Origin of the sequence: Mycobacterium lentiflavum (assembly GCF_022374895.2) — a bacterium.
Classification (GTDB): Bacteria; Actinomycetota; Actinomycetes; order Mycobacteriales; family Mycobacteriaceae; genus Mycobacterium; species Mycobacterium lentiflavum.
The window spans coordinates 5,563,951-5,590,484 of sequence record NZ_CP092423.2 but is presented as its reverse complement, the minus strand read 5'-3'; the positions used below and the strand labels follow the sequence as shown (position 1 = coordinate 5,590,484).

27 protein-coding genes are annotated in these 26,534 nt (G+C 67.4%); 19 read left to right on the top strand and 8 right to left on the bottom strand.

What is annotated here, in order from left to right; genetic code table 11:
* Positions 1–498 precede the first annotated feature (498 nt).
* Positions 499–1,260 (bottom strand): Rv3717 family N-acetylmuramoyl-L-alanine amidase, encoded by a 762-nt coding sequence (locus MJO58_RS26115; protein ID WP_239721436.1) that lies wholly within the window; start codon positions 1,258–1,260, stop codon positions 499–501.
* 98 nt (positions 1,261–1,358) lie between these two features.
* On the opposite strand from MJO58_RS26115, the gene MJO58_RS26110 reads away from it, so the two are divergent.
* Positions 1,359–1,709: a YbaB/EbfC family nucleoid-associated protein gene (locus tag MJO58_RS26110; protein ID WP_090607683.1), complete on the top strand. Its 351-nt coding sequence runs from the start codon at positions 1,359–1,361 to the stop codon at positions 1,707–1,709.
* An 8-nt stretch (positions 1,710–1,717) separates the two neighbouring features.
* Positions 1,718–2,329, top strand: coding sequence for a recombination mediator RecR (gene recR, locus MJO58_RS26105; RefSeq protein WP_239721435.1), 612 nt, complete (start codon positions 1,718–1,720; stop codon positions 2,327–2,329).
* Positions 2,330–2,341: 12 nt separating this feature from the next.
* On the opposite strand, the gene MJO58_RS26100 is transcribed toward recR, so the two are convergent.
* The 4 genes from MJO58_RS26100 to MJO58_RS26085 all read right to left on the bottom strand — a co-directional run bounded on the left by MJO58_RS26100 (position 2,342) and on the right by MJO58_RS26085 (position 5,522).
* Positions 2,342–3,016 (bottom strand): C39 family peptidase, encoded by a 675-nt coding sequence (locus MJO58_RS26100; protein ID WP_239721434.1) that lies wholly within the window; start codon positions 3,014–3,016, stop codon positions 2,342–2,344.
* Between the two features lie 106 nt (positions 3,017–3,122).
* On the bottom strand, positions 3,123–3,557 hold the full coding sequence (locus tag MJO58_RS26095; protein WP_090607675.1) for a hypothetical protein: 435 nt from the start codon (positions 3,555–3,557) through the stop codon (positions 3,123–3,125).
* 2 nt (positions 3,558–3,559) lie between these two features.
* Complete coding sequence (locus MJO58_RS26090; protein WP_434086389.1) at positions 3,560–4,252, bottom strand: type 1 glutamine amidotransferase; 693 nt, start codon at positions 4,250–4,252, stop codon at positions 3,560–3,562.
* Positions 4,253–4,271: 19 nt separating this feature from the next.
* Positions 4,272–5,522, bottom strand: a complete 1,251-nt coding sequence (locus tag MJO58_RS26085; protein WP_239721432.1) for a Mur ligase family protein — start codon at positions 5,520–5,522, stop codon at positions 4,272–4,274.
* Positions 5,523–5,619: 97 nt separating this feature from the next.
* Here MJO58_RS26085 and MJO58_RS26080 point away from each other — a divergent pair, with 97 nt between their 5' ends.
* Positions 5,620–6,621 carry a DEDDh family exonuclease gene (locus tag MJO58_RS26080; RefSeq protein ID WP_239721431.1) on the top strand — a complete coding sequence of 334 codons (1,002 nt, stop codon included), beginning with the start codon at positions 5,620–5,622 and terminating at the stop codon, positions 6,619–6,621.
* A 16-nt stretch (positions 6,622–6,637) separates the two neighbouring features.
* Here the strand turns inward: MJO58_RS26080 and MJO58_RS26075 are convergent, their stop codons facing one another.
* Positions 6,638–7,306: a response regulator transcription factor gene (locus MJO58_RS26075; protein WP_090607669.1), complete on the bottom strand. Its 669-nt coding sequence runs from the start codon at positions 7,304–7,306 to the stop codon at positions 6,638–6,640.
* Positions 7,307–7,426: 120 nt separating this feature from the next.
* On the opposite strand from MJO58_RS26075, the gene MJO58_RS26070 reads away from it, so the two are divergent.
* The 3 genes from MJO58_RS26070 to MJO58_RS26060 all read left to right on the top strand — a co-directional run bounded on the left by MJO58_RS26070 (position 7,427) and on the right by MJO58_RS26060 (position 8,674).
* Positions 7,427–7,582, top strand: coding sequence for a DUF6131 family protein (locus tag MJO58_RS26070; protein ID WP_090607667.1), 156 nt, complete (start codon positions 7,427–7,429; stop codon positions 7,580–7,582).
* Positions 7,583–7,679: 97 nt separating this feature from the next.
* Positions 7,680–8,252 (top strand): hypothetical protein, encoded by a 573-nt coding sequence (locus MJO58_RS26065; RefSeq protein WP_239721430.1) that lies wholly within the window; start codon positions 7,680–7,682, stop codon positions 8,250–8,252.
* On the top strand, positions 8,249–8,674 hold the full coding sequence (locus MJO58_RS26060; protein WP_090607663.1) for a hypothetical protein: 426 nt from the start codon (positions 8,249–8,251) through the stop codon (positions 8,672–8,674). Before MJO58_RS26065 ends, MJO58_RS26060 begins: the two co-directional genes overlap by 4 nt.
* An 82-nt stretch (positions 8,675–8,756) precedes the next feature.
* Here the strand turns inward: MJO58_RS26060 and leuA are convergent, their stop codons facing one another.
* On the bottom strand, positions 8,757–10,685 hold the full coding sequence (gene leuA, locus MJO58_RS26055; protein ID WP_239721429.1) for a 2-isopropylmalate synthase: 1,929 nt from the start codon (positions 10,683–10,685) through the stop codon (positions 8,757–8,759).
* A 240-nt stretch (positions 10,686–10,925) separates the two neighbouring features.
* On the opposite strand from leuA, the gene MJO58_RS26050 reads away from it, so the two are divergent.
* The 3 genes from MJO58_RS26050 to MJO58_RS26040 are packed head-to-tail and all read left to right on the top strand — an operon-like array spanning position 10,926 to position 14,378.
* Positions 10,926–12,191, top strand: a complete 1,266-nt coding sequence (locus MJO58_RS26050; protein ID WP_090607661.1) for an aspartate kinase — start codon at positions 10,926–10,928, stop codon at positions 12,189–12,191.
* A 2-nt stretch (positions 12,192–12,193) separates the two neighbouring features.
* Entirely contained in the window at positions 12,194–13,240 is a 1,047-nt protein-coding gene (locus MJO58_RS26045) for an aspartate-semialdehyde dehydrogenase (protein WP_239721428.1), read from the top strand.
* 7 nt (positions 13,241–13,247) lie between these two features.
* Positions 13,248–14,378 (top strand): DUF4185 domain-containing protein, encoded by a 1,131-nt coding sequence (locus MJO58_RS26040; RefSeq protein WP_434086274.1) that lies wholly within the window; start codon positions 13,248–13,250, stop codon positions 14,376–14,378.
* Positions 14,379–14,382: 4 nt separating this feature from the next.
* Here the strand turns inward: MJO58_RS26040 and MJO58_RS28765 are convergent, their stop codons facing one another.
* The gene (locus MJO58_RS28765; RefSeq protein ID WP_276553182.1) at positions 14,383–15,636 is read right to left on the bottom strand and encodes a PPE family protein; all 1,254 of its coding nucleotides are present in this window, start codon (positions 15,634–15,636) and stop codon (positions 14,383–14,385) included.
* 375 nt (positions 15,637–16,011) lie between these two features.
* Here MJO58_RS28765 and MJO58_RS26030 point away from each other — a divergent pair, with 375 nt between their 5' ends.
* From MJO58_RS26030 to egtE, 10 genes are all read left to right on the top strand, one after another.
* A complete protein-coding gene (locus tag MJO58_RS26030; RefSeq protein ID WP_239721427.1) occupies positions 16,012–17,382 on the top strand; it encodes a PPE family protein, SVP subgroup in 1,371 nt (456 codons plus the stop codon).
* Positions 17,383–17,498: 116 nt separating this feature from the next.
* A complete protein-coding gene (locus MJO58_RS26025) occupies positions 17,499–17,876 on the top strand; it encodes a hypothetical protein (RefSeq protein ID WP_239721426.1) in 378 nt (125 codons plus the stop codon).
* Between the two features lie 205 nt (positions 17,877–18,081).
* Complete coding sequence (locus tag MJO58_RS26020; RefSeq protein WP_090607649.1) at positions 18,082–18,471, top strand: hypothetical protein; 390 nt, start codon at positions 18,082–18,084, stop codon at positions 18,469–18,471.
* A 149-nt stretch (positions 18,472–18,620) separates the two neighbouring features.
* Positions 18,621–20,063, top strand: a complete 1,443-nt coding sequence (locus tag MJO58_RS26015) for a catalase (protein ID WP_239721425.1) — start codon at positions 18,621–18,623, stop codon at positions 20,061–20,063.
* A 115-nt stretch (positions 20,064–20,178) separates the two neighbouring features.
* Entirely contained in the window at positions 20,179–20,826 is a 648-nt protein-coding gene (locus MJO58_RS26010; RefSeq protein ID WP_239723450.1) for a sensor domain-containing protein, read from the top strand.
* Between the two features lie 170 nt (positions 20,827–20,996).
* Positions 20,997–22,295, top strand: a complete 1,299-nt coding sequence (egtA, locus tag MJO58_RS26005) for an ergothioneine biosynthesis glutamate--cysteine ligase EgtA (RefSeq protein WP_239721424.1) — start codon at positions 20,997–20,999, stop codon at positions 22,293–22,295.
* A 92-nt stretch (positions 22,296–22,387) separates the two neighbouring features.
* Positions 22,388–23,704, top strand: a complete 1,317-nt coding sequence (egtB, locus tag MJO58_RS26000) for an ergothioneine biosynthesis protein EgtB (RefSeq protein ID WP_239721423.1) — start codon at positions 22,388–22,390, stop codon at positions 23,702–23,704.
* Positions 23,704–24,426, top strand: coding sequence for an ergothioneine biosynthesis protein EgtC (gene egtC, locus MJO58_RS25995; RefSeq protein ID WP_090607639.1), 723 nt, complete (start codon positions 23,704–23,706; stop codon positions 24,424–24,426). The genes egtB and egtC overlap by 1 nt, the downstream gene beginning before the upstream one ends.
* Positions 24,426–25,391, top strand: coding sequence for an L-histidine N(alpha)-methyltransferase (egtD, locus tag MJO58_RS25990; RefSeq protein ID WP_239721422.1), 966 nt, complete (start codon positions 24,426–24,428; stop codon positions 25,389–25,391). The genes egtC and egtD overlap by 1 nt, the downstream gene beginning before the upstream one ends.
* Entirely contained in the window at positions 25,388–26,533 is a 1,146-nt protein-coding gene (gene egtE, locus MJO58_RS25985; RefSeq protein ID WP_239721421.1) for an ergothioneine biosynthesis PLP-dependent enzyme EgtE, read from the top strand. Before egtD ends, egtE begins: the two co-directional genes overlap by 4 nt.
* Position 26,534 lies beyond the last annotated feature (1 nt).

The following is a 26,534-nucleotide window of genomic DNA, read 5'->3' as shown; positions in this document are numbered from 1 at the left end:
CCGACCGCCCTTACCCAAAAGGCTTACGCAATAAAGGCCTTAGCCGGTTCCGGGTTCCGAAGATTCCATGGCCATGTACCGGTGCGATAGCGCGGGAGACAGTCGAAAACCACCGCGACGGCCACCCTGTGGTGAACCGCTTATCCACAGGTGTCGACGGCTGCGGGAGCCCACCCTTTGCGGTGCTGATGGTCGTCGTTGACCTGGACGAAGTTGTCGCCGACCGTTTGTCGCTCACCGATTCTCCCCACACGTCTAATCGACATGAGTGGAACAAACCCTAGTAGACCAAAACGGGCTCCAACAGGGGTTTCGGCAAAGTTCTTGATGTTAGCGATATGTTAGCCGCGATTTTCGCGCAGTCAGATCCGCACAGCGAAACCGCTAGGGCCGCAAGAGATCTGGTCTCCTGACCGCCCAAGCCAGGGGCCCGCAAACTGTCGTCAACGCTACCGGCTGTAAGGCATCGCCGCTACCCGAATTGCCGAACCGCCACGGTCAGCGTGCCTGGCCCTGGGTGGCCAGGAAGCCCGCCACGCCACGGACGAGTGCGTCGGCGTACTTCTGCCGGCCGTCGGCAGACTCCATCAGCGCCGAATCCACCGGGTTCTTCATGTTGCCGCACTCGACCAGGATCGCGGGGTATTGCGCCAGGTTGAGACCGGTCAGGTCCGAGCGTCCGTACAGCCCGCCCTGGCCGATGTAGGTGGACGGCGGGATACCGGCGGCCTGCATCTGGTCGCGCATGATCCGCGCGTACTGCACCGACGGTCCGGCCTGCACCTGGTTGAGGGGCGGGGCCGAATAGTTCACATGGAAGCCGCGCCCGGACGGTGGACCGCCGTCGGCGTGGATGCTCAGGATCGCGTTGGGCCGCAACGAGTTGGCGACGTTGGCGCGCTCGTCGATACACGGTCCGAGGGCGTTGTCGTTGCCCCGGGACAGGGCGGTCCTGACACCGAGTGCGGTCAGCGCGGCGCGGACTCGCAGCGCGGTGTCCCAGGTGAAGGTGTGTTCCTGGTAACCGCTGTTGGTCGCGGTCCCGCTGGTCTGGCAATCCTTGGTGCCGCCCCGGCCCGTGGTGACCTGCCGGCCGATGGACGCGTCGTTGGCGCCGTTGTGGCCGGGATCGATGAAAACGACCATGCCGGCGATGTTGGATGGGGTCGCGGTCGCGGTCGGGACGATTAGGGTCGACGCGGCGACCAGCATGCTGATCCCCGTCTTGATTCCGACACGCCTGCTCACTCGTTGGTCCACGGCGCAAAGGTAACGTCGCGCGGTCTACGCTGGGTGTTTCGAATCGCCCGACATCCACAGGCGAAACCAACTCGAGATCAAGATGCGAAGGGATTGTCATGCAACCCGGAGGCGATATGTCGGCGCTGCTCGCTCAGGCGCAGCAGATGCAGCAAAAGCTAATGGAAGCTCAGCAACTGCTCGCGAACGCCGAGATCCGCGGTCAGGCGGGTGGCGGGCTGGTCGAGGCAATCGTAAAAGGCAGCGGCGAGGTCGTCGCCGTCAAGATCGATCCATCGGTCGTCGACCCCGCGGACGTCGAGACGTTGCAGGACCTGATCGTCGGCGCCATGGTGGATGCCTCCAAACAGGTCACCAAGATGGCACAGGAGCAGCTGGGATCGCTGACCGCCGGCTTGAGCGCGCCGCCCGCGCCGCCCGCCCCACCGACGCAGATGCCGGGGCTCTGACCTCCTAGATGTTCGAGGGACCGGTCCAGGATCTGATCGACGAGCTCGGCAAGCTGCCGGGTATCGGGCCAAAGAGTGCGCAGCGCATCGCCTTTCACTTGTTGTCGGTCGAGCCGCCGGAGATCGACCGACTCACCGCCGTGCTACGGAAGGTCCGCGACGGCGTCCGCTTCTGCGCGGTCTGCGGCAACGTGTCCGACGACGAGCGTTGCCGGATCTGCGGCGATCCGCGCCGGGACGGTTCGCAGGTGTGCGTCGTCGAGGAACCCAAGGACGTCCAGGCCGTCGAGCGCACTCGCGAATTCCGCGGCCGCTACCACGTCCTGGGCGGTGCGCTGGATCCGCTGTCCGGTGTGGGCCCCGATCAACTACGGATCCGGGAGCTGCTCAGCCGCATCGGCGAGCGGGTCGACGGTGTGGACATCACCGAGGTGATCATCGCGACCGACCCCAACACCGAGGGGGAGGCGACGGCTACCTATCTGGTCCGGGTGTTGCGCGACATTCCGGGCCTGACGGTCACGCGGATCGCGTCCGGGCTGCCGATGGGCGGCGACTTGGAATTCGCGGACGAGTTGACGCTGGGCCGCGCGCTCATCGGCCGCCGGTCCATGGTCTGACCCGTCGGCCGGTTAGGCGGTCACGACGGCGAAGTTGTCGCTGGCCGCCCACGCTTCTTCGAACGTCGCGATCGAGACCTGCTCGTCTTGGCCCGCGCGGACGCCGCTGTCGTTGAGATGCACCACCCCGGCGTCGTAGTCGATCCCGATGACTACCACGAAGTGGTTTTCCTTGGTCCGGTTGCCGGGCCGGTTCCAGATCACGTTGTCGTTGACCCCGACGATGATCTTGCGACCGTGATCCAGGTCGACCGCCAGTGCTTCGGTGTTGGGGTACACCGCGACGGCGTGGATGCCGTAGTGCTCCAGTAGCGGGACCAGGTCATGATTGCTGGTCCGGCCGTCGGGGCGGTAGATCGGCCCGGGGTGAGCCGCGCTCGGGATGTTTCCCGCCGCGGCGGTGATCTCGTCCTCGCTGGGCTCGTGGCCGCTGATCTGGCCGATCACGTCGGCCACCGCCATCTCGCCGCAGTCGAGATGCTGTTGTTGATAACGCCAGTAGGGCGCCGCGGCGGCCGGATCGCCGTGCATTCCGGCGGTGATGTGGGGAGCGGGAACGTTCGGGGCGGCGTGGGCACCGGCGATTCCGATCGCCCAGCCGGCGGCGGCCGCAGCGAGCAACGCGGCGAGCGCGCCGAAGCGCGCCTTGGTGGTCATGGCGGCCGTGGTTGCTGAGGCGCTGCTCATGGGGACCCCCTTCTCGAGCCGCCGCGGGGCGCGTCGGCGTAACGGAAGGGTCGGGTAGCGCCCTAAAAGGAACCTTGTGGCGCAGGTCGGACGGGGTCTGCCGGTCTCAGGCCTTGCTCAACTGGAAAGGCCTGGTGAAGGTCTTGCCGGGCTCCCCACTGCACGCGTCCGACGTCGTCGTCTGCGCAACGCCGGCCAGCGACACGGCATCGAAGCTGTAGTCGACGGTCACGGGTGCCGCTGGGGCCTCTGGGGTCGACGCGCCGTTGGGACAGGGCGCCTGGGCCGTGCCGCTGTGCGTCCATCGTCCGTTGGCGAGGTGGAATTCCCAGCTGATGACCAAGGTCCCGCCATCCTGCGAGGTCGCCCGGGTGCAGTCCGATCCGCACGGGGCGAAAAGCCAGGCGGTCGATTTGCCGTTGTCCGGATAAAGCACGTTGTACCGGCCGCTCGGGACTTCCGAGTCGGCGCGCGCCGGCGTCGGCGACGCGATGCACACGGCGATCAGCGCGGCGCCGGCGGTCATGGTTACGGCTCGCATGGCTAGCGCGCCGCCAGTCGCTCGCGGCGCAGCCGGTCCACCTCGGGCATTTCCAGCGGCGCCAGCTCGCCGGCAACCTTGCTGAGCAGCAGGTCGGCCAGCTCCGGGTTGCGGGCCAGACACGGCCCGTGCATGTAGGTCGCGACGACGCTGCCCTGGATCACGCCGTCAAAACCGTCGCCGAGCCGGTTGCCCGCGCCCTTGACCACCGCGCCCAATGGTGCGGCGTCGGGGCCGAGCACGGTGCCGCCGCGGTGGTTTTCAAAGCCAGTGAGCGGCTGGGTCAGCCCGGCCAGCAGCGGCTTACTTACCAGCTCGCCGATCGTGCGCGCCTGCTGTGGCGACGTCGTCACGTCCAGCATGCCCACCCCGTCCACCCGCTCTCCCGACGAGGTCTGGTACCAGTGCCCGAGCACTTGGACGGCGGCGCAGATCGACAGCACGGGCGCGCCGCGCTGGGCGGCGCGCTGCAGGCCCGGATACCGCAGCAGGTGGCGGGTGGCCAGTCGCTGCGCGTAGTCCTCGGCGCCGCCCAGGGTGTAGAGGTCCAGCGAGTCCGGCACCGGGTCGTCCAGCGTGATCTCGACGATCTCGGCGGCAATACCACGCAGCCGCAGCCGTTGACGCAGCACGAGCGCGTTGCCGCCGTCGCCGTAGGTGCCCATCACGTCGGGCAACACCAGCCCGATCCGCACTGTGGACACAGACCCAGGGTCAGCCATGGCGTGCCAATGCCCGGTGCAGCTGCAAGAAGGCGGTGTAGTTGGCGACGACCTCGACGCGTCCCGGCGGGCAGGACGCGATGGCCGCCAGGGTGTCGTGGACCAGGGTGTGCTCGACGCCGGCGTACCCCAGGCGCACCGCGAGATCGGTGCCGCGTTCGCCCGCCGCCACGACGGATGTGTGCCCGAGATGCTCGAAGCGCACATCCCACAACCACGACAGGTCCTCGCCGTCGGGCACCTGCCCGTTGACCGCGATCACCACCCCGGCCGCGTCCTTGTCGACCATCGACAGCGCTTCCTGCCAGCCGGCCGGGTTCTTGGCCAGCAGAATCCGCGCGTCGTGCCGGCCGATGTGCACGGTCCGATAGCGGCCCGCGACCTCGTCGACTCCCGCGACGGCCGCGACCGCCTTCGAGGGGTCGGCGCCCAGCGCGACGGCGGCGGCGACGGCCTGGGCGGCATTGCCCCGATTCACCGCGCCGGGCAGCGCCAGCCGCATCGGCAGGGCCAGCCCGTCGGGCCCGTACAGCGCGTCTCCATCGGCCGGGCCGAACCACCACTGCGGGCTGGGCCGCTTGAAGTCGGCGCCGGTGGAATACCAGTGGCCCTCTCGACCAGGGGGGTCGCGCACGATCACCTCGCCGCTGCGCGGGCAGCTGACCGAGTCGTTGGCCCACGCGCCCCCGGCCGCCACCCACACGACGTTCGGGCTGTCGTAGGCGGCCGAGGTCATCAGCACGTCGTCGCAGTTGGCCACGACGACGGCGTTCGGGTGACGGGCCAGGCCGGCGCGCAGCGTGCGTTCGATGACGTTGATCTCGCCCACCCGGTCCAGCTGATCGCGCGACAGGTTGAGCAGCACGATGACGCTGGGTTCGACGGCATCGGAGACGTGCGGCACGTGCATCTCATCGACTTCCAGGGCCGCGAGTCCCGCGTCACGGTCGGCGGCCAGGGCGGCGACCAGGCCGGCGTCCATGTTGGCGCCCTCGGCGTTGGTGGCGACCGATCCCAGTGTGCCGAGGGCGGCCGCGGTCATCCGGGTGGTCGTGGACTTTCCGTTGGTACCGGTGACGATGACCGTGCGCCGGCCCGCGCCGAGCTGGCGCAGGACCGAGCGGTCCAGCGTCATCGCGACCAGGCCGCCGATCATCGCTCCGGCGCCGCGCCCGGTCATCCGCGACGCCCAGCGCGCGCTCGCTCCTGCGGCGAGGGCCAGGCGTGCGCGGGTGGTGATCACCCGCGCAGTTTAAGGGCGGTCGCACGGATCCAACTAACCGCCGACACGGCCGCGCAGCGACGTGGTGATGTCGGTCAGACGTGCCATTCTGTCGTCCATGAGCCCCACAAATCCGCCGCCTTGGGGCCGGCCGGCGACCGCTCCGGACGCGGGTTGGGCCGTGATTGACGTCGAGACCTCCGGTTTCCGGCCCGGTCAGGCCCGGGTCATCAGCCTCGCGGTGCTCGGGCTCGATGCCGACGGCCGCGTCGAGCAGTCCGTCGTCAGCCTGCTCAATCCCGGGGTCGACCCCGGTCCCACCCACGTGCACGGGTTGACCGCCGCCATGCTCGAGGATCAGCCGCAGTTCGATGACATCGTCGGTGACGTGGTCGAGGTGCTGCGCGGCCGCACGCTGGTGGCCCACAACGTCGCGTTCGACTACGCGTTCCTGGCCGCGGAGGCCGAGCTCGCCGGGATCGCACTTCCCGTCGACAGCGTCATGTGCACGGTCGAGCTGGCCCGGCGCCTGGACCTCGGCGTCGAGAACCTGCGGCTAGAGACCCTCGCGGCGCTTTGGGGTGTGACCCAGGAGCGTCCGCACGACGCCTTCGACGACGCCCTGGTGTTGACCGGTGTGCTCGCGTCCGCGTTGGGCCGCGCCCGCGAACTCGACATCTGGCTGCCGGTGCGCCCCGTCACGCGGCGCCGCTGGCCCAACGGCCGAGTGACCCACGACGAACTGCGCCCGCTGAAGGCGCTGGCCACCCGGATGCCGTGCCCCTACCTCAACCCCGGGCCGTATGTCCGCGGCCGGCCGCTGGTCCAGGGCATGCGGGTGGCGCTGGCTTCCGAGGTGCGGCGCACCCACGAGGAGCTCGTCGAGCGGATCCTGCACGCCGGGCTGGCCTACACCGACGTCGTGGACCGCGAGACCTCGCTAGTGGTCTGCAACGCCGCCGTCCCCGAGCAGGGCAAGGGCTTCCAGGCTCGGCAGCTCGGCGTGCCGGTGGTGTCCGACGCGCAGTTCATGGACGGCGTGGGCACCGTGGTCGGCGGCACCAGTATGGCGGAGTTCGTCGACGCTACCAGCGCCGACGACCAGCTCGTGCTGTTCTGACCGGCCGCCGCTCCGATTAGGGACCGCCGCGCCAGTGTTCGATGCGGTGATGGTCAGGCGTGAAGCCGTGATTCACACCCCACAGCACGGCCTGAGTGCGGCTAGCGACGCCGAGCTTTCGATAGATCGTTCGAATGTAGGACTTCACGGTGTTGGGGCTCAGGTAGGTCAATCGTGCGACATCGGCGTTGCTCTTGCCCTGGGTGATCAGCGCCAGGATCTCCGCTTCGCGGTCGCTGAGCCCTTCGCCACGACCCGGCCAATCCAGCCCGGGCGCGCTGCGCGCCCGCCCCGCAACATCGCTGACAACCACCTCTCCAGAGTGCACGGCCTCCAAGGCGGCGACCAGCTCGCGTGCCGGGAGAGTCTTCGACAGGTAGCCGTGCGCTCCGTGTTGCCGTGCGCTTTCGACGAGGTCAGGGTGAAAGTTCCAGGTGTAGACCACCACTCGGCGGGCTTGAGGGTTGGCGATCAGAACCCCGATCTCTTCGTGATCGGATTCGGGCTGAGCGAATGAGTCGTACAGCGCGATGTCGACGGCATCGCTGACCGGCATGGTGGCGTCGAGTTCTGCGACCACAACGCGGTCGCGGTAAGGGTCAAGCATGTTGGCCACACCCTTGACCACGATGTCGTAGTCATCGACGAGCGCGACCGTGATGGGCGCACGTGGTGGTGCCAGCATGCCGGGAAGATTACCTACTTAGGGGTGTATTGGTACCCCCCTTAGGGGTGGTCGACTGAGCGCAGCGTCGGGCAACCGGCCAAACAATTCAGTCAGGCAACTCAGAGGGGAAGACTCATCATGATCATTCTCGGCATCATCCTGCTGGTCGCGGGATTTCTGCTCAAAATGTCCATCCTGTGGACCATCGGGATCGTCTTGGTCGTCATCGGCGCGATTCTGGCAGTCCTCGGTAACGCTGGGCGCGCTGTCGGCGGTCGGCGGCACTACTTCTGACCCCGACCCCGTGGACCGGGCCCCGGCGAACCTTCAGGAATTCGCGTTTGCAGCCGCGGGCCCCCGGCTATTCGACATGTGTTGAGAGGAGGAGGAAATGGCTATTTGGGAATGGTTTTTCGTGGCGGCCGGCGTTCTGGTCTTGGTGACCGCAGTGCTCTTGGCGGCAAGCTTCGTTAGTCGGCGTAATAAAACACAGCGGCTAAAGCAACACTACGGCCGCGAGTACGAACGGCTGGTAGCCGAGGCCGGGGACCAAACGGCGGCGGAAGCGGAACTTACTGCCCGAGAACGTAATCGAGAGAAGCTCGACGTCATTCCGTTGACGCCGTCGGCTCTGTCGGACTTCACGACCCGCTGGAATCAGGTTCAGACCGGGTTTGTCGACAACCCGTCGACGGCCGTCGGCGTCGCAGATCGTCTGGTCACCGAGGTGATGCGCGAACGGGGTTACCCCGTCGACGATTTTGATCGGCGGGCAGCTGACATCTCGGTAGATCACCCGGAGATTGTCGACAACTACCGCACCGCGCACGGTATCCATATGGCCCAACAACGCGGCGATGTCAGCACCGAGCAGCAGCGTGAGGCGTTCGTGCACTACCGGGCGCTCTTCAAGACGTTGCTCGCAACCAAAGACACGGACACCTCACAGGAGGCAAGCGCATGACTACGCACCAGCAAGAAGCACCGAGCGATTCTTACGAGGAGTCGCAGACCGTGGCCGAACCATCAGCACCATCAGCCGAACCGCCGGCAGGCGTTGACGCTCCGCTCGCGGCTGCGCAACAGCATTCGGTCGACGAGCGCGAATCATCAACGATGGGAGTGCTTTTCGCCGACGACGATCTCACCGAAAAGCGTGGTCGGTGGGCCGCTGTGCAAGCCGCGTTCGTCGACGACCCCAAGGATTGCGTCCAGAAGGCCGATGTCTTGGTGTCCGATGTGATCGATCAGCTCACGACGAGCTTCGCCCACGCGCGTGCACGTCTAGAAGAGCAGTGGGATCGCGGCGAAGAGGCGTCGACCGAGGACCTGCGCGTTGCCCTGATGAACTACCGCGAGTTCTTCGAGCGGTTGCTCGCCGTCTAAGACAGGTTCATGCCAGGCCTCGCCGCCCAGCGCTATGGCGGCGGGGCCTGGTCGGATCTGCAACCTGACGCCGGTAGTGCCGTCAGCCGCGGGATGCGCGGTTAACCGCTGACACCACCGCACGCAACGACGCGGTGGTGATCGACGGGGCGATGCCCACCCCCCACACCGTGCGCCTCGGGATGTCTGCGTGCCGACCCGCTTCGCCCGGCTGCGCCGCGCTCGCGATCGGCCCGGCCACCGACGCCTCCACGTAGGCCGCGGCCTGCGCGTCGTCGCCGGAGCTCATCGCGTGTTCGGAGTAGTCCAGGACGGCGACGTCGAATCCGACATCGCCCAGTGCGTGGACGAACGCGGCGAGCGGGCCGTTGCCGGCACCGCTGATCTCGGTCTCCGTCCCGTTGATCTTGACGGTCGCGACGATCCGGGTGGTCCCGCCGTCTTCCTCCGAGGCGTCGACACGCTGCTTGATCCGTTCCAGCGGCAGGATCGGCGCCAGGTACTCCTCGGAGAACGCGTCCCACATCTCCTTCGGCGACACCTCGCCGCCCTCACCATCGGCGATCTTCTGGATCACCTGTGAGAACTCGATCTGCAACCGTCGCGGCAGGGCCAGGCCGTGGTCGGCCTTCATGATGTAGGCCACCCCGCCCTTGCCGGACTGGGAGTTGACCCGGATTACCGCTTCGTAGGTGCGTCCGACATCGCGCGGGTCGATCGGCAGATACGGAACCTGCCAGAGCATGTCTTCGACATCGGTGTCCGCGGCGTCGGCGTCTGCCTTCATCTGGTCCAGGCCCTTGTTGATGGCGTCCTGGTGACTGCCCGAGAACGCGGTATACACCAGGTCGCCGCCGTACGGGTGCCGCTCGTGCACCGGCAGCTGGTTGCAGTACTCGACCGTGCGGCGGATCTCGTCGATGTTGGAGAAGTCGATCTGCGGGTCCACACCACGGGAGAACAGGTTCAGCCCCAGCGTCACCAGGCACACGTTTCCGGTGCGCTCACCATTGCCGAACAAGCAGCCCTCGATCCGGTCGGCACCCGCTTGGTAGCCCAATTCGGCTGCGGCGACAGCGGTTCCGCGGTCGTTGTGCGGATGCAGGCTCAGGATCACCGACTCCCGGTTGGCCAGGTTGCGGCTCATCCACTCGATCGAGTCGGCGTAGACGTTGGGGGTGGCCATCTCCACGGTGGCGGGCAGATTGAAGATGATCGGGTTGTCCGGCGTCGGCGCGATGATTTCGCCGACGGCGTCGCAGACCTGCTTGGCGTACTCCAATTCCGTTCCGGTGTAGGACTCCGGCGAATATTCGAAGCGCCATTGTGTGTCCGGGTATTTTGCCGCCTCTTCGACGCACTTGCGGGCGCCGTCGGTCGCGATCGCCTGCACCGCGGCCCGGTCGGCGCGAAAGACCACGCGGCGCTGCAGGATTGAGGTCGAGTTGTAGAAGTGCACGATCGCCCGGTGCACGCCCTGGCACGCCTCGAAGGTGCGCTCGATCAGTTCCGGGCGGCATTGCGTCAGCACCTGGATGGTGACGTCGTCGGGAATGGCGCCGTCGGTGATGATCTCGCGCACGAAGTCGAAGTCGGTCTGGCTGGCCGACGGGAACCCGACTTCAATCTCCTTGTAGCCCATGGCAACCAGCAGGTCGAACATGCGGCGTTTGCGGGCTGGGCTCATTGGGTCGATCAGTGCCTGGTTGCCGTCGCGCAAATCCACCGCGCACCACAGCGGTGCCTGGCTGGTGACGCGGTCCGGCCAGGTGCGGTCGACGAGCGCGATGGGCTCCACTTCGTCGGCGAAGGGGCGGTATCGGTTGATCGGCATCGACGAGCCGCGCTGCGGATTCCACGCGGGCTGATCGGGCCGGGTAGGGCCCGCGGGCTTCGTCACGGTGCGGGCGTCAAAAGACGACGAGGTGTATGCGTCCGGGTTGGCGGGCTGCGAATAGTTGGTCACGGTAATTGCTCCGGGGATGTCAGAAGGGACTTCAGACCGGCGCATCGCGAACACCCGCGACGGGAAGCCGGTCTGGATCAGACCCCGTCGCGGCGTCCGAGAAGGAACACCCGCTGCACGCTGTGAACTCTACCGCGATCAGCGTCCCGGCGAAAACTACGCCCAATCGAGACCAAAACCGCAGGCTGCAGTGCGCGCCAGCGGGTCAAGAAACAAGATGCGCCGCCACGTATCCTGTTGTGAACTTGAACCACGTCTGTGGGTGGGAAGGCAAGGCAGGAAACAGTGGCGCTCGTCGTACAAAAGTACGGCGGATCTTCGGTGGCCGACGCCGACCGGATCCGTCGTGTCGCGGAACGCATCGTCGAGACCAAAAAACAGGGCAACGACGTCGTCGTCGTGGTCTCGGCGATGGGCGATACCACCGATGACCTCCTGGATCTGGCCCAGCAGGTGTGCCCGGTGCCGCCAGCCCGCGAACTGGACATGCTGTTGACCGCCGGGGAGCGGATCTCCAACGCGCTGGTGGCCATGGCGGTCGAATCGCTCGGGGCCCGCGCCCGCTCGTTCACCGGCTCACAGGCGGGGGTGATCACCACCGGCACGCACGGCAACGCGAAGATCATCGACGTCACGCCGACGCGCTTGCAGTCCGCGCTCGAGCAGGGCGATGTGGTGCTGGTCGCGGGGTTCCAGGGGGTCAGCCAAGACAGCCGCGACGTGACCACGCTGGGCCGCGGCGGCTCCGACACCACCGCCGTGGCGCTGGCCGCGGCGCTGAAGGCCGACGTCTGCGAGATCTACACCGACGTGGACGGCATCTTCAGCGCCGACCCGCGCATCGTGCCCAACGCCCGCAAACTCGACGCCGTCACCTTCGAGGAAATGCTCGAGATGGCCGCCTGCGGCGCCAAGGTGCTGATGCTGCGCTGCGTGGAGTACGCCCGTCGCTACAACCTTCCGGTGCACGTCAGGTCGTCGTACTCGGACAAGCTAGGCACCGTCGTTGTCGGATCGATCAAGGACATATCCATGGAAAGCCCCCTTCTCACCGGCGTCGCCCACGACCGTAGCGAGGCCAAGGTGACGGTCGTCGGTATCCCGGACATCCCCGGGTACGCGGCCCGAGTCTTCCGGGCCGTCGCGGAGGCCGACGTAAACATCGACATGGTGTTGCAGAACGTGTCCAAGGTCGAGGACGGCAAGACCGACATCACGTTCACCTGCTCGCGCGACAGCGGACCCACGGCGGTGGCCAAGCTGGACGCCCTCAAGGACGAGATCGGCTTCACCCAGCTGCTCTACGACGACCACATCGGCAAGGTGTCGCTGATCGGCGCGGGAATGCGCAGCCATCCCGGCGTGACCGCGACCTTCTGCGAGGCGCTGGCCGAGGTGGGCGTCAACATCGAGCTGATCTCCACCTCCGAGATCCGGATCTCGGTGCTGTGCCGCGACACCGAACTAGATAAGGCCGTCGTGGCGTTGCACGAGGCGTTCGGCCTCGGCGGCGAGGAGGAGGCCACGGTGTATGCGGGGACGGGCCGATAGATATGGGCGCGAATAGCGTGTCGATAGGCGTGGTAGGCGCCACCGGCCAGGTAGGCCAGGTGATGCGCAATCTGCTCGATGAGCGCGACTTCCCGGCGAGCACGGTGCGGTTTTTCGCATCCGCCCGCTCCCAGGGCCGCAAACTGCCCTTCCGCGGCGAGGAGATCGAGGTCGAGGACGCCGCGACGGCGGATCCGAGCGGCCTGGACATCGCGCTGTTCTCGGCCGGTAAGACGATGTCGCTGGTGCAGGCCCCGCGGTTCGCGGCCGCCGGGGTGACGGTGATCGACAACTCGTCGGCCTGGCGCAAGGATCCCGAGGTGCCGTTGGTGGTCTCCGAGGTGAACTTCGCTCGTGACGCCGCGAACCGGCCGAAGGGCATCATCGCCAACCCGAACTGCACCACGATGGCCGCGATGCCGGTGCTGATGCCGCTGCACGAGGAAGCCCATTTGCAGCGCCTGGTGGTGTCGAGCTACCAGGCGGTCTCCGGCAGCGGGTTGGCCGGTGTCGAGGAGCTGGCGACACAGGTCCGCGCGGTGATCGACGACGCCGAGCAACTGGTGCACGACGGTCGTGCGCTGCAGTTCCCGGCTCCGAAGACCTATGTCGCGCCGATCGCCTTCAACGTGCTGCCGCTGGCGGGTTCGTTGGTGGACGACGGCTCCGGGGAGACCGACGAGGACCAGAAGCTGCGGCACGAGAGCCGCAAGATACTCGGCATTCCCGATCTGCTGGTAAGCGGGACCTGCGTGCGGGTTCCGGTGTTCACCGGCCACTCGCTGTCGATCAACGCCGAGTTCGCGCGGCCGCTGTCACCCGAGCGGGCCCGAGAATTGCTCAGCGCCGCGCCCGGCGTGAAACTGGTCGACGTGCCAACAGCTTTGGATGCCGCCGGCGTCGACGACTCGTTGGTGGGCCGGGTTCGCCACGACCCCGGCGTGCCCGACGGGCGTGGCCTGGCGCTATTCGTCTCGGGGGACAACCTGCGCAAGGGTGCCGCGCTCAACACTATTCAGATCGCCGAGCTGCTGGCCGCTGAGCTGTGACCCGCGGGTGAGTGGCGCGCGGGCCCCGCTGGTCACTGCGCTGTGTTTGATTGCGCCGCAGGTTGTTTCGATCGCGCATGCCGATCCGCCGGCGCCTGTCCCGCAGCCGATTGTGCAGCCACTGGCACCCGGCCAGGTGTTGCGGATCGGGCCGACGGCCGGAACCGGCACTCCTACAGGCGATTACGGCATCGGCGCTACCGATCTCTGTGAATTCCTCGAGTTTCCGACCGAGCTGCTGCAGGTCTGTGGAGATAGCTTCGCCGGGCAGGGCGTGGGGTTCGGCGGTTGGTACGCGCCGATCGCGCTGCATGTCGACACGTCGTCGGTCGACGACCCCGCCGGGGTGCGCTACACCGGCGTCACGGGGATCACCAAGCCGCTGCTGGCCGACCCCACGCCTTCGGGAGATTCGCAACTTCCCGCCGGGGTGGTTCAGATCAACCGGCGCAACTACCTAATGGTCACCACGACAAAGGATCTCAAGCCGCAGAACTCTCGGCTGGTGGTAGCCGAAGCGGCGCGCGGAGGATGGCAGACAGTGGCCGGGTCGAAGCGCGACGCCACCTATCAGGGCGGTTCGCAGACCCAGATCAGCGGGTATTACGACCCGATCCCGACCGCCGATTCACCGAGTGGGTGGGTGTACGTCGTGGCCAACAGCTTTACCCGCAGTCAGTCGGTGGTGCTGTATCGGGTTGCCCCGCAGAACTTTACGGACCGGTCGCGATGGCAGGGCTGGGCGGCCGGGCCCGGTGGCGGCTGGAACAAGCCGCCGACGCCGTTGTGGCCCGAACAAGTGGGGGAGATGTCCATTCGGCAGATCGACGGCAAAGCGGTGCTGTCCTACTTCAACGCCAGCAACGGCAACATGGAAGTTCGTGTGGCCAACGACCCGACGTCGCTGGGCGAGGCGCCGGTAACCACGGTCGTGCAGCACGACGAGTGGCCCGAGCCGGCGGAGAGCCTGCCACCACCCACCGATAACCGGCTCGCCCAACCGTATGGCGGCTACATCTCGCCCGGTTCCACGCTCGACGAGCTGCGAATCTTCGTCAGCCAGTGGGACACCCGGGCGCGGGTGTCCGCGCCGTACCGGGTCATCCAGTTCGCGGTCAATCCCTTCAAGCCGGATTAGTTCCTCAACTCACCTCGCCCAGGCCCGCGGCCAGGTCGGCCCCAGAGATGCCCTGAGCCCATTGCGCAAGCCCCTCGAGGCTGAGCTGAGGCTGGATTCCCGCGGTGCCCGCCAGGCCCGGTGAGGCGGCCACAGGTGCTGCCGCGGGGGCCGCCACCGCGCCGGAAGAGGCGATTGGGGTGGCGGCGCTGCTGACGGTCACGACGCCTTGCAGGTTGGCGATGGTGGCGCCCCCGGCGCCGACCGTGACGGTAACGGCGGAGTTGCCGACGGCCCCGACAACACTGAGCGCTGAGGCACTACCGGGGACGGTTACCGAGCCGCTGACGACCGTGCCTTCGACCTGACCGGCGGCGACTGGGGTGAGCGTGACGGGGCCGGCACCCGCGGACACGGTGGCGCCCGCTTGGTAGCCGGTGCCGTCCGACGCGAGGGCGCCGGAACCGAAATTAAGGATGATGCTGCTGCCGGCGTTGAGGATGATCGAGGATTCGCTGCCGACCCCGGCGCCGGGTCCGGCGGTAACACTGCCGCTGCCGATGTAGGCGACAGAACCGGGCTCCAGGGTCACGGCGCTGCCCGCCGGGGCGGTCACGGTGTCGCCGACGGGGATGTTGGCCGAGGCGAGCTGAGTGGCCTGCGACGAGGCGAGTTGGATCGTGGACTGGGTGCGGCCGCTGGTCGCGTCGGCGGCGGCCCGCGCGGCCGCGTCGGCCTGATCTGCCTGGCCGTTCGGGTTGGTGGTCGGCGCGGGTTCGTCGAATGGTTCTAGGGTGCTGGCGGTTTCGGCCGCGGCGGCGTAGCCGTACATGGCACTGGCGTCTTGGATCCACATCTCGGTGTACTGCGCTTCGGCCGCCGCGATCGCCGAGGTGTTCTGCCCGAAGAAGTTCGTCGCGACCAGCATCATCAGCCGCATCCGGTTCTCCGCGATCATCGGCGGGGGCACCGTCATAGCGAACGCGGCCTCGTAGGCAGCTGCCGCGGCGTACGCCCGGGTGGCGGTCTGCGCGGCTTGGGCGGCGCTGGCCTGCAACCACACCACCTGGCGGGTCGCAGCGGCGGACATCCGCATCGAGGAGGGGCCTAACCACCGACCGGCCAGGCCCGAGACCTCCGATGAGTAGCCGCCGGCGGCCGATTCCAGTTGCGCGGCCACCGCGTCCCAGCTGGCTGCCGCCGCCAATATCGGCCCCGAACCCGGCCCGGTGTACATCAGGCCCGAGTTGACCTCCGGCGGCAGCAAAGCAAAGTCCATGTCTTATCCCTTGTCGCGAGCTAAGCGCAATGATTTGCCGGGCACACTAGCGCGTGTCTAATAGCGCCTGCGTAAATAACCAATGGCCGCCCGCTGAAGCTCCTCCAAAACCGTGGTGTGCGCTAAAGCATCGCTGTCGCTGGACCTTTCCCGATCAAGCTGTGATCCGTGGTTGCGCGCAAGTTTGTCGTCCAAAGGAGTAGCTCGGTTAACGGAGAAGAAGCCGGCGGGGGCCTCGGTAGCGATCGCCCGCGAGACGGGCGGCCCCGCCGGAAAACCTTCGCGAGATCTGCGGACTGGTGTCCCTTGTGCACTAATACAACGAAGGAGCCACCCCGTCAACGTGATCGCCATCCGCTAGGAGGTTGTGCGGCAATGGATTTCGCAACAATTCCACCGGAATTCAACTCCGGACGGTTGTACTCCGGGCCCGGGTCGGGCTCGATGCTGGCCGCGGCGTTGGCCTGGGACGGGTTGGCCGCCGAGTTGCACACGGCGGCGGCGGGCTATGCATCGGTGATCGCCGGGCTGGTCGCCGGTCCCTGGCTGGGCTTCGCAGCGGCGTCGATGGCGGCCGCGGCTGCTCCCTATGTGACGTGGATGCGCACGGCCGCCGCGCAGGCCGAGCAGACGGCCACTCAGGCCAAAGCGGCGGCCGCCGCTTATGAGGTGGCGTTTGCGGCGGTGGTGCCCCCGCCGGTGATCGCGGCCAACCGCACGACGCTGAAGGCACTGGTGGCAACGAACATCTTCGGGCAGAACACTCCGGCGATCGCGGTCACCGAGACGCACTACGCCGAGATGTGGGCCCAGGACGCCGCAGCGATGTACGGCTACGCCGCACTATCGGCGTCCGCGTCAACGTTGGCCCCGTTCACCCAATCACCGCAGAGCACCCGCGACGGCGGGGCAAGGGACCAAGCCGCCGCGCTCGCGCGGGCCACCGCCACATCGGCCGCGACCGATACCCAGGCGGCGTTGGTGCAATTGAGCTCCGACGTGCCCGCGACGCTGCAGGCGCTCGCCTCGTCCCCGACCTCCACCGCCGCCGCGGTGTCACCCGTGTCGGGAATCTTCGACGCGCTGCAGAGCCTGGGCCTGATCTCGCCTTCGACGTTCTTCGAGCCCGCCAGTTTGGGTGTCGCGACGAGCGAGTTGGGCACCGCCTCGGGGGCATGGGCGGACGCGGCGAAGGCCGACACCGAGATTGAGGCGGCCGGCCGTGAAATCGCCGAGGACCAAGATGCGCTGACCCGCCAGATCTCAGGCGCCGAGACTCGGATCATGAGCCGGTTCGACCAGCTCGGGACCATAGGCGAGGCGGGTTCGGCAGGTCTGGGCCAGGCGGCCACGATCGGGGCCTTGTCGGTGCCGCCCGGCTGGACCACCGCGGCACCGCAGATCAGGTTGGCGACGCTGGCGCTGCCGGCCACCAGCCTCGGTGCCGTCCCTGACGTACTCGCCACCAGCCAGGCGAGCCTGTTCGGTGAGATGACGCTGGCGAGCATGGCCGGCCAGGCGATCAATGGCACCGTGAGCCCAGCGCGCCGGGAACGCGTCGGGGCGCCCGCGCGCGCATCTTCCGGGTCGTCGCCCAGCGCGGGCGGCCAGATGAGCGGTATCGCGTCGGAGATGCGCGAATTCGCCGAACTGCTGGGCAAACTCGGCGACCTTCGCGACTCGGGGCTGCTGACCGACGAGGAGTTCGACGAACAGAAGCAACGGCTTCTCGGCCGGCTTCGCTGAGCAGACGAGCCAGCCCGACCACCGGTTTTCGCTGGTGGTCGGGGGTTTTCGGCTCACAGCTGCTACCTAACCAGCGCATAGCCAGAACCACTGTTTACCCTCGCATCATTTGTCTCATGAGTGAAACATCTGAAACCCCCACTGTGCGGTCCGCGACCGCAACCGCACCGGCGCCGGCAGAGCCGGTCGTCGTCCACCGGACCCCTAGGGTCTTCCAAGCAGCGGCCTACGTTGCCATCGCCGCCGGGACCGTGTTCATCATCGCGGTCATCTTCTTCACCGGCTTCATGCTCGGTAAGTCCAGCGGGCACCATGGCCACCACGGCCACCACCACAAGCCACACGCGATGATGCATCCGCACCGATTCGGCGGCCCGGGCGGTCCGGGATGGCCCGGCGCGAACCAGCAGCCGGGTGGACCTGCGGCCGTGCCGCCGGGCGCTCCGGGGCCCAGCCAGGTTCCGTCGTCCGTCGCTCCGTCTCGCACGCCGTAGCCGCGACATCGCCATCCCTCAGATGCTCACGGGGTAATAGGAGGACTCCGGGGGGCCGTTAATTTCACACGCAGTAGCCCGGCGCTCACCCCCGAGCGCCGGGCTACCAGTGATTGGGCAGCCGGATCGTACTCGGATGAATTCACAGCAACTTTGTCACCGGAAAACTGTTGCGGCAGTTGGATTTGCGGGCAGTATTCAAGACATGAGTGAAACACCTGAACGCGGGATACAGCCGGCTGCCGTCGACACGGCTCCGCCCCCACCGCCGCATCTGGTCAAGCCACCCAAGGTCTATACGGCCGCAGCGTGGGTGGTGATCGTTGCGGGGATCGTCTTCATCTTGTCGGTCGTTTTCTTCTCCGGCGCCATGATCTTCGGATATCACAGCCACCACTGCGGCCATCACCACGGCCAGATGTGGAAGCCCGGCGGCCCGGGACCGTGGCAGTACGGCGGGCCGGGTGGCCCCGCAATGATGCCGCCCTACCAGTACGGTCCGCCGCCGGGATACGGCGGTCCGGGCGCCGGCCCGAGTGCTCCGGCCGGGCCCGCTCCGGCGACCAGTGCCCCCGCTCCCGCACCGCGTCCCTAGCACCGACAGCTGCAAACGGCCCGGCGTCCCATCGGGGATGCCGGGCCGTTTTCATGCACTGAGAGCGCACGGCACCGATTCGGGTTCACACTGGGTGGGTACCCGTGGCACGGCCCTCGATTGAGTCCAGTTAGCGAGGAGATGGCGAGATGACGGAGCGCTTCACCACGACCGATGCGGGCATTGCTGCGCCCAGCGACGACCAGTCGTTGACGGTCGGTCCCGACGGTCCGATCCTGCTGCAGGATCACTACCTGATCGAGCAGATGGCGCAGTTCAATCGGGAACGCATCCCGGAGCGTCAACCGCACGCCAAGGGTGGTGGTGCCTTCGGTCATTTCGAGGTGACCAACGATGTCAGCCAGTTCACCAGAGCCGCGGTGTTCCAGCCCGGTACCAAAACCGAGATGCTGGCCAGGTTTTCGACCGTGGCCGGCGAACGCGGCAGCCCAGACACCTGGCGGGACCCCCGCGGATTCGCGCTGAAGTTCTACACGACCGAGGGCAACTTCGACATGGTCGGCAACAACACACCGGTGTTCTTCATGCGCGACCCGCTCAAGTTCCAACACTTCATCCGGTCGCAAAAACGCTTGCAGGCCAGCAACGTTCGCGACCACAACATGCAGTGGGACTTCTGGAGCCTGTCGCCGGAATCCGCACACCAGGTGACCTGGTTGATGGGCGACCGGGGAATCCCGAAGACGTGGCGCAATATGAACGGCTACAGCAGCCACACCTACAGCTGGATCAACGCCGGCGGTGAAATCTTCTGGGTGAAGTATCACTTCATCACCGATCAGGGCATTGAGTTCCTGACCCAGGAGGACGCCGACCAATTGGCGGGTGAGGACGGCGATTACCACCAGCGGGACCTCTACGAGTCGATCGAGAGTGGCGACTTCCCAAGCTGGACGCTGAAGATGCAGATCATGCCGTACGAGGACGCCAAGACCTACCGGTTCAACCCGTTCGACCTCACGAAGGTGTGGCCGCACGGGGACTACCCGCTGATCGACGTCGGCAAGATGACGTTGAACCGCAACGTCACCGACTACCACACCGAGATCGAGCAGGCTGCGTTCGAGCCGAACAACACCGTGCCCGGCACCGGTCTCAGTCCGGACAAGATGCTGCAGGCGCGCGGCTTCTCCTACTCCGACGCGCATCGCGCCCGGTTGGGGGCCAACTACCGGCAGATCCCGGTCAACGAACCGAAGGTGGAGGTGAACAGCTACTCCAAGGACGGCGCGATGCGCGTCAAGAACGTCACCGATCCCGTCTACGCGCCCAACTCCTACGGGGGGCCGCACGCCGACCCGGCGCGCGCCGCGGAGATCCGTTGGCATGCCGACGGAGACGTGGTCCGGGCGGCCTACACGCTGCACGCCGAGGACGACGACTTCGGGCAGGCCGGCACCATGGTGCGTGAGGTTCTCGATGACGAGGCCCGAGACCGCCTGGCCCACAACATCATTGGGCACGTATCCAAGGGCGTCAAAGAGCCCGTGCTGTCCCGGGTTTTCGAGTACTGGCGCAATGTCGACCCCGATCTCGGTAAGAAGGTCGAGGAGGGCATCCGGGCTCAATAGTCTTGGCGTCGAACGTCGAGTTGTTGGGTGAATCTGGTCATACTTGCCGCAACAATTGCGCCGCCAGGCGCCGTGTTCGCCACGGGCCGTCGCCCTGGCATGATCGAGATCCATGATGCGGATGTCCGCTGTGGCGGTAAGCGTCGGTCTGGGCTTGGGGGCGGCTTCGGGCATGCCCATCGCGGCGGCCCGTCCATCCGATCCCGGGGTGGTGTCGTATGCGGTGCTCGGCAAAGGGTCGGTTGGCAACATCGTCGGCGGCCCGATGGGGTGGGAAGCGGTGTTCACCGCGCCGGTGCAGAGCTTCTACATCGACTTGGCCGACTGCAACAACTGGGCCGACATCGGGCTGCCCGATGTGTACAACGATCCCGACCTGGCGTCCTTCAACGGGGCCACATCGCAGACGTCGGCCAACGACCAGACGCATCTCGTCAAGCAGGCCGTCGGCGTATTCGCCACCAACGACGCCGCGGACCGGGCATTCCACCGACTGGTGGACCGCACCGGGGGTTGCTCCGGCCAGACCACGACGATGCACCTGGATAACGGGCAGACGCAGGTGTGGTCATTTGCCGGCGCACCGGCCACCGCGATCGACGCCAACTGGACCAAGCAAGAAGCCGGCACCGATCGCCGCTGCTTCAATCAAACCCGGCTGCGTGAAAACGTGGTGCTACAGGCGAAGGTTTGCCAGTCTGGCAACGCGGGACCCGCGGTCAACGTGCTGGCCGGGGCGATGCAAAACGCACTCGGGCAATAATCGGTGAATTTGGGTATGCGTGTAAGCCGTGCGGCGCGAATCTGCGGGAACGGGAATATGTCGGGGCGATCTGGAAGATGAAGAGACGGCGGTTATCGTTCGGATAGCTGCCCAACGTGGCGCTCGGCCCGGTGATGTTCCGGCGTGGTCGGGCCCGGAGGGATCGTGATATGACGCTCGCCGCTATCACCGCCGCGGCCTCGCAGCTAGACGCCGGCCGTCCGGCCGACTCCGAGCTGACCAGTTCCGAGGAAGCCGCCCAGTACATCGCCCGTGGTTGCTTGATCGACGGCCCACTCGGGCGTGTCGGTCTGGAGATGGAGGCGCATTGCGTCGACCCGGTCGATCCCTACCGGCGGCCGAGCTGGGACGAAATCACCGAGATCATCGACCAGCTGCCGCCACTGCCCGCCGGCAGCGCGGTGACCGTGGAGCCCGGCGGCGCGGTCGAATTGTCCGGCCCGCCCGCAGCCGGCGTCGTCGCCGCCATCGAAGCGATGAACGACGACCAGGCCGTGCTGCGCAAGTCCTTCGCCAATGCCGGGCTGGGACTGGTCTTTCTGGGTGCCGACCCGCTGCGGGCACCCAAGCGCGTGAATCCGGGCGGGCGTTATCGCACGATGGAAGAGTTCTTCGCCGCCAGCAACTCCGCCGAGGCGGGTGCGGCGATGATGACGTCGACCGCCTCGGTCCAGGTCAACCTCGACGCCGGGCCGCAGGCAGGCTGGGCGGCGCGGGTCCGGCTGGCGCACGCGCTGGGCCCCACCATGATCGCGATCGCGGCCAACTCCCCGATGCTGGGCGGCGACTTCTCCGGCTGGGTGTCCACGCGGCAGTGGGTGTGGGGCCAGATGGACTCCGCGCGCTGCGGGCCCATCCTGGGCGCCAGCGGTGACGACCCCGGCACCGACTGGGCGCGCTACGCGCTCAAGGCGCCGGTGATGATGGTGCACAACCCGGAGGCCCGGGACTTTCGAGCGGTGACCCACTACGTGTCCTTCGCCGATTGGGCGGACGGCTCGGCGCGGCTCTGCGACCGCCGGCCCACCCTCGCCGATCTCGACTATCACCTGACCACGCTGTTCCCTCCGGTGCGTCCCAGGCAATGGCTGGAAATCCGCTACCTCGACAGCGCACCGGACGCCTACTGGCCCGCGATCGCGTTCACGCTGGCCGCGCTGCTCGACGACCCGGTCGCGGCCGACGCCGCCGCCGCGGCGGTCGAACCGGTGGCCACCGCCTGGGACAACGCGGCCCGGCTCGGCCTGAGCGACCGGCGTTTGCACGAGGCCGCCACCTCCTGTGTGGCGATCGCGGCCGCGAAGGCGCCGCCCGAGCTCACCGACGAGATGGAACGGCTGATCCGCGCCGTCGAGCGGGGCCGATGTCCCGGCGACGACTTCTCCGACCAGGTGATTGACCACGGCATCGTGGCCACCGTGTCGCAGTTGGCACAAGGGGGCTTGTGACTTTCCCTGATGATTCCGACCCGTCCCCCGCAAGCGGGAGGTACCCCCAGCGCCCGGTCCCCCGCAAGCGGGAGCTGCCCCCAGCGCCGCGTGTGCGATCGTCATGCCGGGAACGGGTCGCCGATGATCTGGCGCGGGCGCGGGCGCGCACGCTGCGGCTGGTCGATTTCGACGACGCCGAACTGCGTCGTCAGTACGACCCGTTGATGAGCCCGCTGGTGTGGGACCTCGCACACATCGGTCAGCAGGAGGAGCTGTGGCTGCTGCGGGGCGGAGACCCGAGTCGCCCGGGAATGCTGGATCCTTCGGTCGAAGGTCTCTACGACGCCTTCGAACACTCCCGCGCCAGTCGCGTCGATTTGCCGCTTCTTTCCCCGGACCAAGCCCGATCTTATTGCCGCACAGTGCGTTCCGCTGCCCTGGATGCACTGGACGCATTGCCCGACGACCCTGCCGGAGAGCACGCGGCCTTCGTCTACGCGATGGTGGTCAGCCACGAAAACCAGCACGACGAAACGATGCTGCAGGCGCTGAATTTGCGTACCGGCGCCGCGCTGCTGCGCGACCCCGCCAACCTGCCCGCGGGTCGGGACGGCCTGGCCGGAACGTCGGTGCTGGTGCCCGGTGGCCCGTTCGTGCTTGGCGTCGACGCCACCAGCGAACCGTTCTCGTTGGACAACGAGCGCCCCGCTCACGTCGTCGATTTGCCGGCGTTCCGCATCGGCCGGGTCCCGGTCACCAACGGCGAATGGCAACACTTCATCGACGACGGCGGCTACCGCGAACGACGCTGGTGGTCCGACCGTGGCTGGGAGCACCGGTGCAGCGCGGGGCTTAGCGCGCCGCAATTCTGGGGGTTCGACGGGCGCACCCGCACCCGCTTCGGCTACCTCGAAGACATTCCGGCCGACGAGCCCGTGCAGCACGTCAGCTACTTCGAGGCCGAGGCGTACGCGGCCTGGGCGGGCGCGCGGCTGCCCACCGAACTGGAATGGGAGAAGGCCTGCGCGTGGGACCCCGTCACCGAGTCCCGGCGTCGCTTCCCCTGGGGAGCGCAGGACCCGTCGCCGGAGTTCGCCAACCTGGGCGGCACCGCGTTGCGGCCGGCACCGGTCGGCGCGTATCCGTCCGGGGCGTCGGCCTATGGCGTCGAGCAGATGCTGGGCGACGTCTGGGAGTGGACCAGTTCACCGTTGCGGCCGTGGCCCGGCTTCGTCCCGATGATCTACGACCGCTACTCGCAGCCGTTCTTCGACGGCGACTACCGGATTTTGCGTGGCGGATCGTGGGCCGTCGAATCCGCCATCCTGCGGCCCAGTTTCCGCAACTGGGACCACCCGATCCGTCGTCAGATCTTCTCCGGAGTACGGCTGGCCTGGGATGTCCCCGACGCGGAGGACCGCGCCTGATGTGCCGCCACCTCGGCTGGCTTGGTGCCGACGTCAGCGTCTCCTCGCTGATCCTCGATCCGCCTTTCGCCCTGCGCGTGCAGTCGTATTCCCCGCGCCGCCAAAAGCACGGCCTGATGAACGCCGACGGTTGGGGCGTCGGGTTTTTCGATCGTTCTTCTGGAGGCCTTGCAGAAGGGGGAGTGCCGCGGCGCTGGCGCAGCACGTCGCCGCTGTGGGGCGACACGTCGTTGGAATCGGTCGCGCCCGCGCTGCGCAGCGGCTGCGTGGTGGCCGCGGTGCGCTCGGCGACCATCGGCATGCCGCTCGACGTCAGCGCGACGGCGCCGTTCACCGACGGACAGTGGCTGCTGTCGCACAACGGCGTCGTCGATCGCGGCGTCCTGCCCTTGACCGCGACGGCTGAATCCGTTTGCGACAGCGCGATGTTGGCGGCAACCATATTCTCGCTGGGGCTCGAGGTGCTCGGCGCGACCATCGCGCAGATTGGGACTCTGGATCCAAATGCCCGGCTTAACATATTGGCCGCCAACGGTTCTCGAATGCTGGCTACCGCCTGGGGGGACACCCTGTCCATCCTGCGCCGCGACGACGGTGTGGTGCTGGCCAGCGAGCCCTACAACGACGACTCCGAATGGGAGGACGTACCCGACCACCACCTTGTCGAAGTGAGCGCTAAAGGCGTAACGATGACCCCACTGGACGAGCCGAAAGGATTTTGATGACACTGACGTTGTCCAACCATCTCGCCGCCGACTCGGCGTACCACGCATTGCGCCGCGATGCATTCGACGGTCTGCAGCGCACGCCGAAGACCTTGCCGCCCAAGTGGTTTTACGATTCGGTGGGCAGTGAGCTTTTCGACCAGATCACCCGCTTGCCGGAGTATTACCCGACTCGGGCCGAGGCGGAGATCCTGCGCGGCCGGGCCGCCGAAATCGCCTCGGCCAGCGCGGCCGACACCCTGGTCGAACTCGGCAGTGGCACCTCGGAGAAGACTCGTCTGCTGCTGGACGCGCTGCACGGCCGCGGATCGCTGCGCCGTTTCGTACCGTTCGACGTCGACTCGACGATTTTGTCGACCGCGGCGGCCGCCATCCAGCAAGAGTACGCGGGCGTCGAAATCAAAGCCGTCTGCGGCGATTTCGAAGAGCATCTCGGCGAGATTCCCGGCGGCGGCCGGCGGTTGTTCGTGTTTCTCGGGTCGACGATCGGCAACCTCACGCCCGGCCCACGCGCCGAATTCCTCAAGTCCCTCGCCGACGTGATGCAACCCGACGACACGCTGCTGCTGGGCACCGACCTGGTCAAGGACACCGCTCGGTTGTTGCGCGCCTACGACGACTCCGCGGGAGTTACGGCCCGGTTCAACCGCAATGTGCTCGCGGTCGTCAACCGGGAACTCGACGCCGATTTCGACGTCGACGCCTTCCGGCACGTGGCGCGCTGGAACGCCGACGAGGAACGCATCGAAATGTGGCTGCGAACCGACCGGCCGCAGACGGTCCGGGTCGGCGCCCTCGACCTGACCGTCGAGTTCGCCGCCGGCGAGGAGATGCTGACCGAGGTGTCGAGCAAGTTCCACCCGGGTGGCGTGAGCGCCGAATTGGCCGGCGCGGGACTGCGTCGCGTGCGGTGGTGGACCGACGCCGCGGGCGATTTCGGGTTGTCGTTAGCCGTCAAGTGAGCGATGGCGGTTCGCTGGCCGACCGATGGCGGCAATCCCGCCCACCCGTCGCCGGTTTACACCTGGACAGTGCCGCCTGTTCGCGCCAGAGTTACGCGGCCATCGACGCCGCCGCCCAGCACGCCCGCCACGAGGCGGAGGTCGGCGGATATGTGGCGGCGCAGGCCGCGGCGCCGACGCTTGACGCCGGGCGTGCCGCGTTCGCCGCGCTGACCGGGATGACCGACGCCGAGGTCGTCTACACCACGGGCTCGCTGCACGCGCTGGATCTGCTGCTGGGCAGCTGGCCCGCCGAGCGCCGGAGGCTGGCCTGCCTGCCGGGCGAATACGGTCCCAACCTCGCCGTGATGGCCGCCCACGGATTCGACCGGCAGTTGTTGCCGGCCCTCGAGGATGGCCGGCTGGCGCTCGACGACGCGGCCTACGCCCTCGACGACGACCCGCCCGATTTCGTCCACCTGACCCCGGTCGCCAGCCATAGCGGTGTCGTGCAACCGATTTCGATGATCGCGAAACTGTGCCGCGAGTTGGGACTGCCGCTGGTCGTCGACGCCGCCCAAGCGCTGGGCCAGGTCGACTGTGCGGTCGGCGCCGATGTCACCTACTCCTCGTCGCGCAAATGGATCGCCGGTCCGCGTGGGGTGGGCTTCCTTGCGGTGGAGCCCGACCTGATGCAGCGGCTGCATCCCCGACTGGCCGCGCCGGACTGGTCCGGGTCGTTCTCGGTGGCCCAGCAGCTCGAGTTCGGCGACGCCAATGTCGCCGCACGAGTGGGATTTTCGGTGTCGCTGGGCGAGTATCTGGCGTTCGGTCCCGACGCGGTCCGCGCGCGTCTGGCCGAGCTCGGCAGCCTCAGCCGGACGACGCTGGCCGACGTGCCGGGGTGGGCGGTGGTCGAAGAGGTCGAGGAGCCAAGCGCCATCACCACTTTGGCGCCGGTCGACGGCGCCGACCCACAGGTGGTACGGGAATGGCTGCTCGCCGAGCGGCGAATCCTGACCACCTACGCCGGCGTGCAGCGGGCGCCACTGGAGATGACCGCGCCGCGGCTGCGGATCTCGCCGCACGCCGACACCACCGCCGAGGATCTGGAAAGCTTCGCCGAAGCGCTGATCGCCGCGACCGCCGCAACGGCGACCTGAC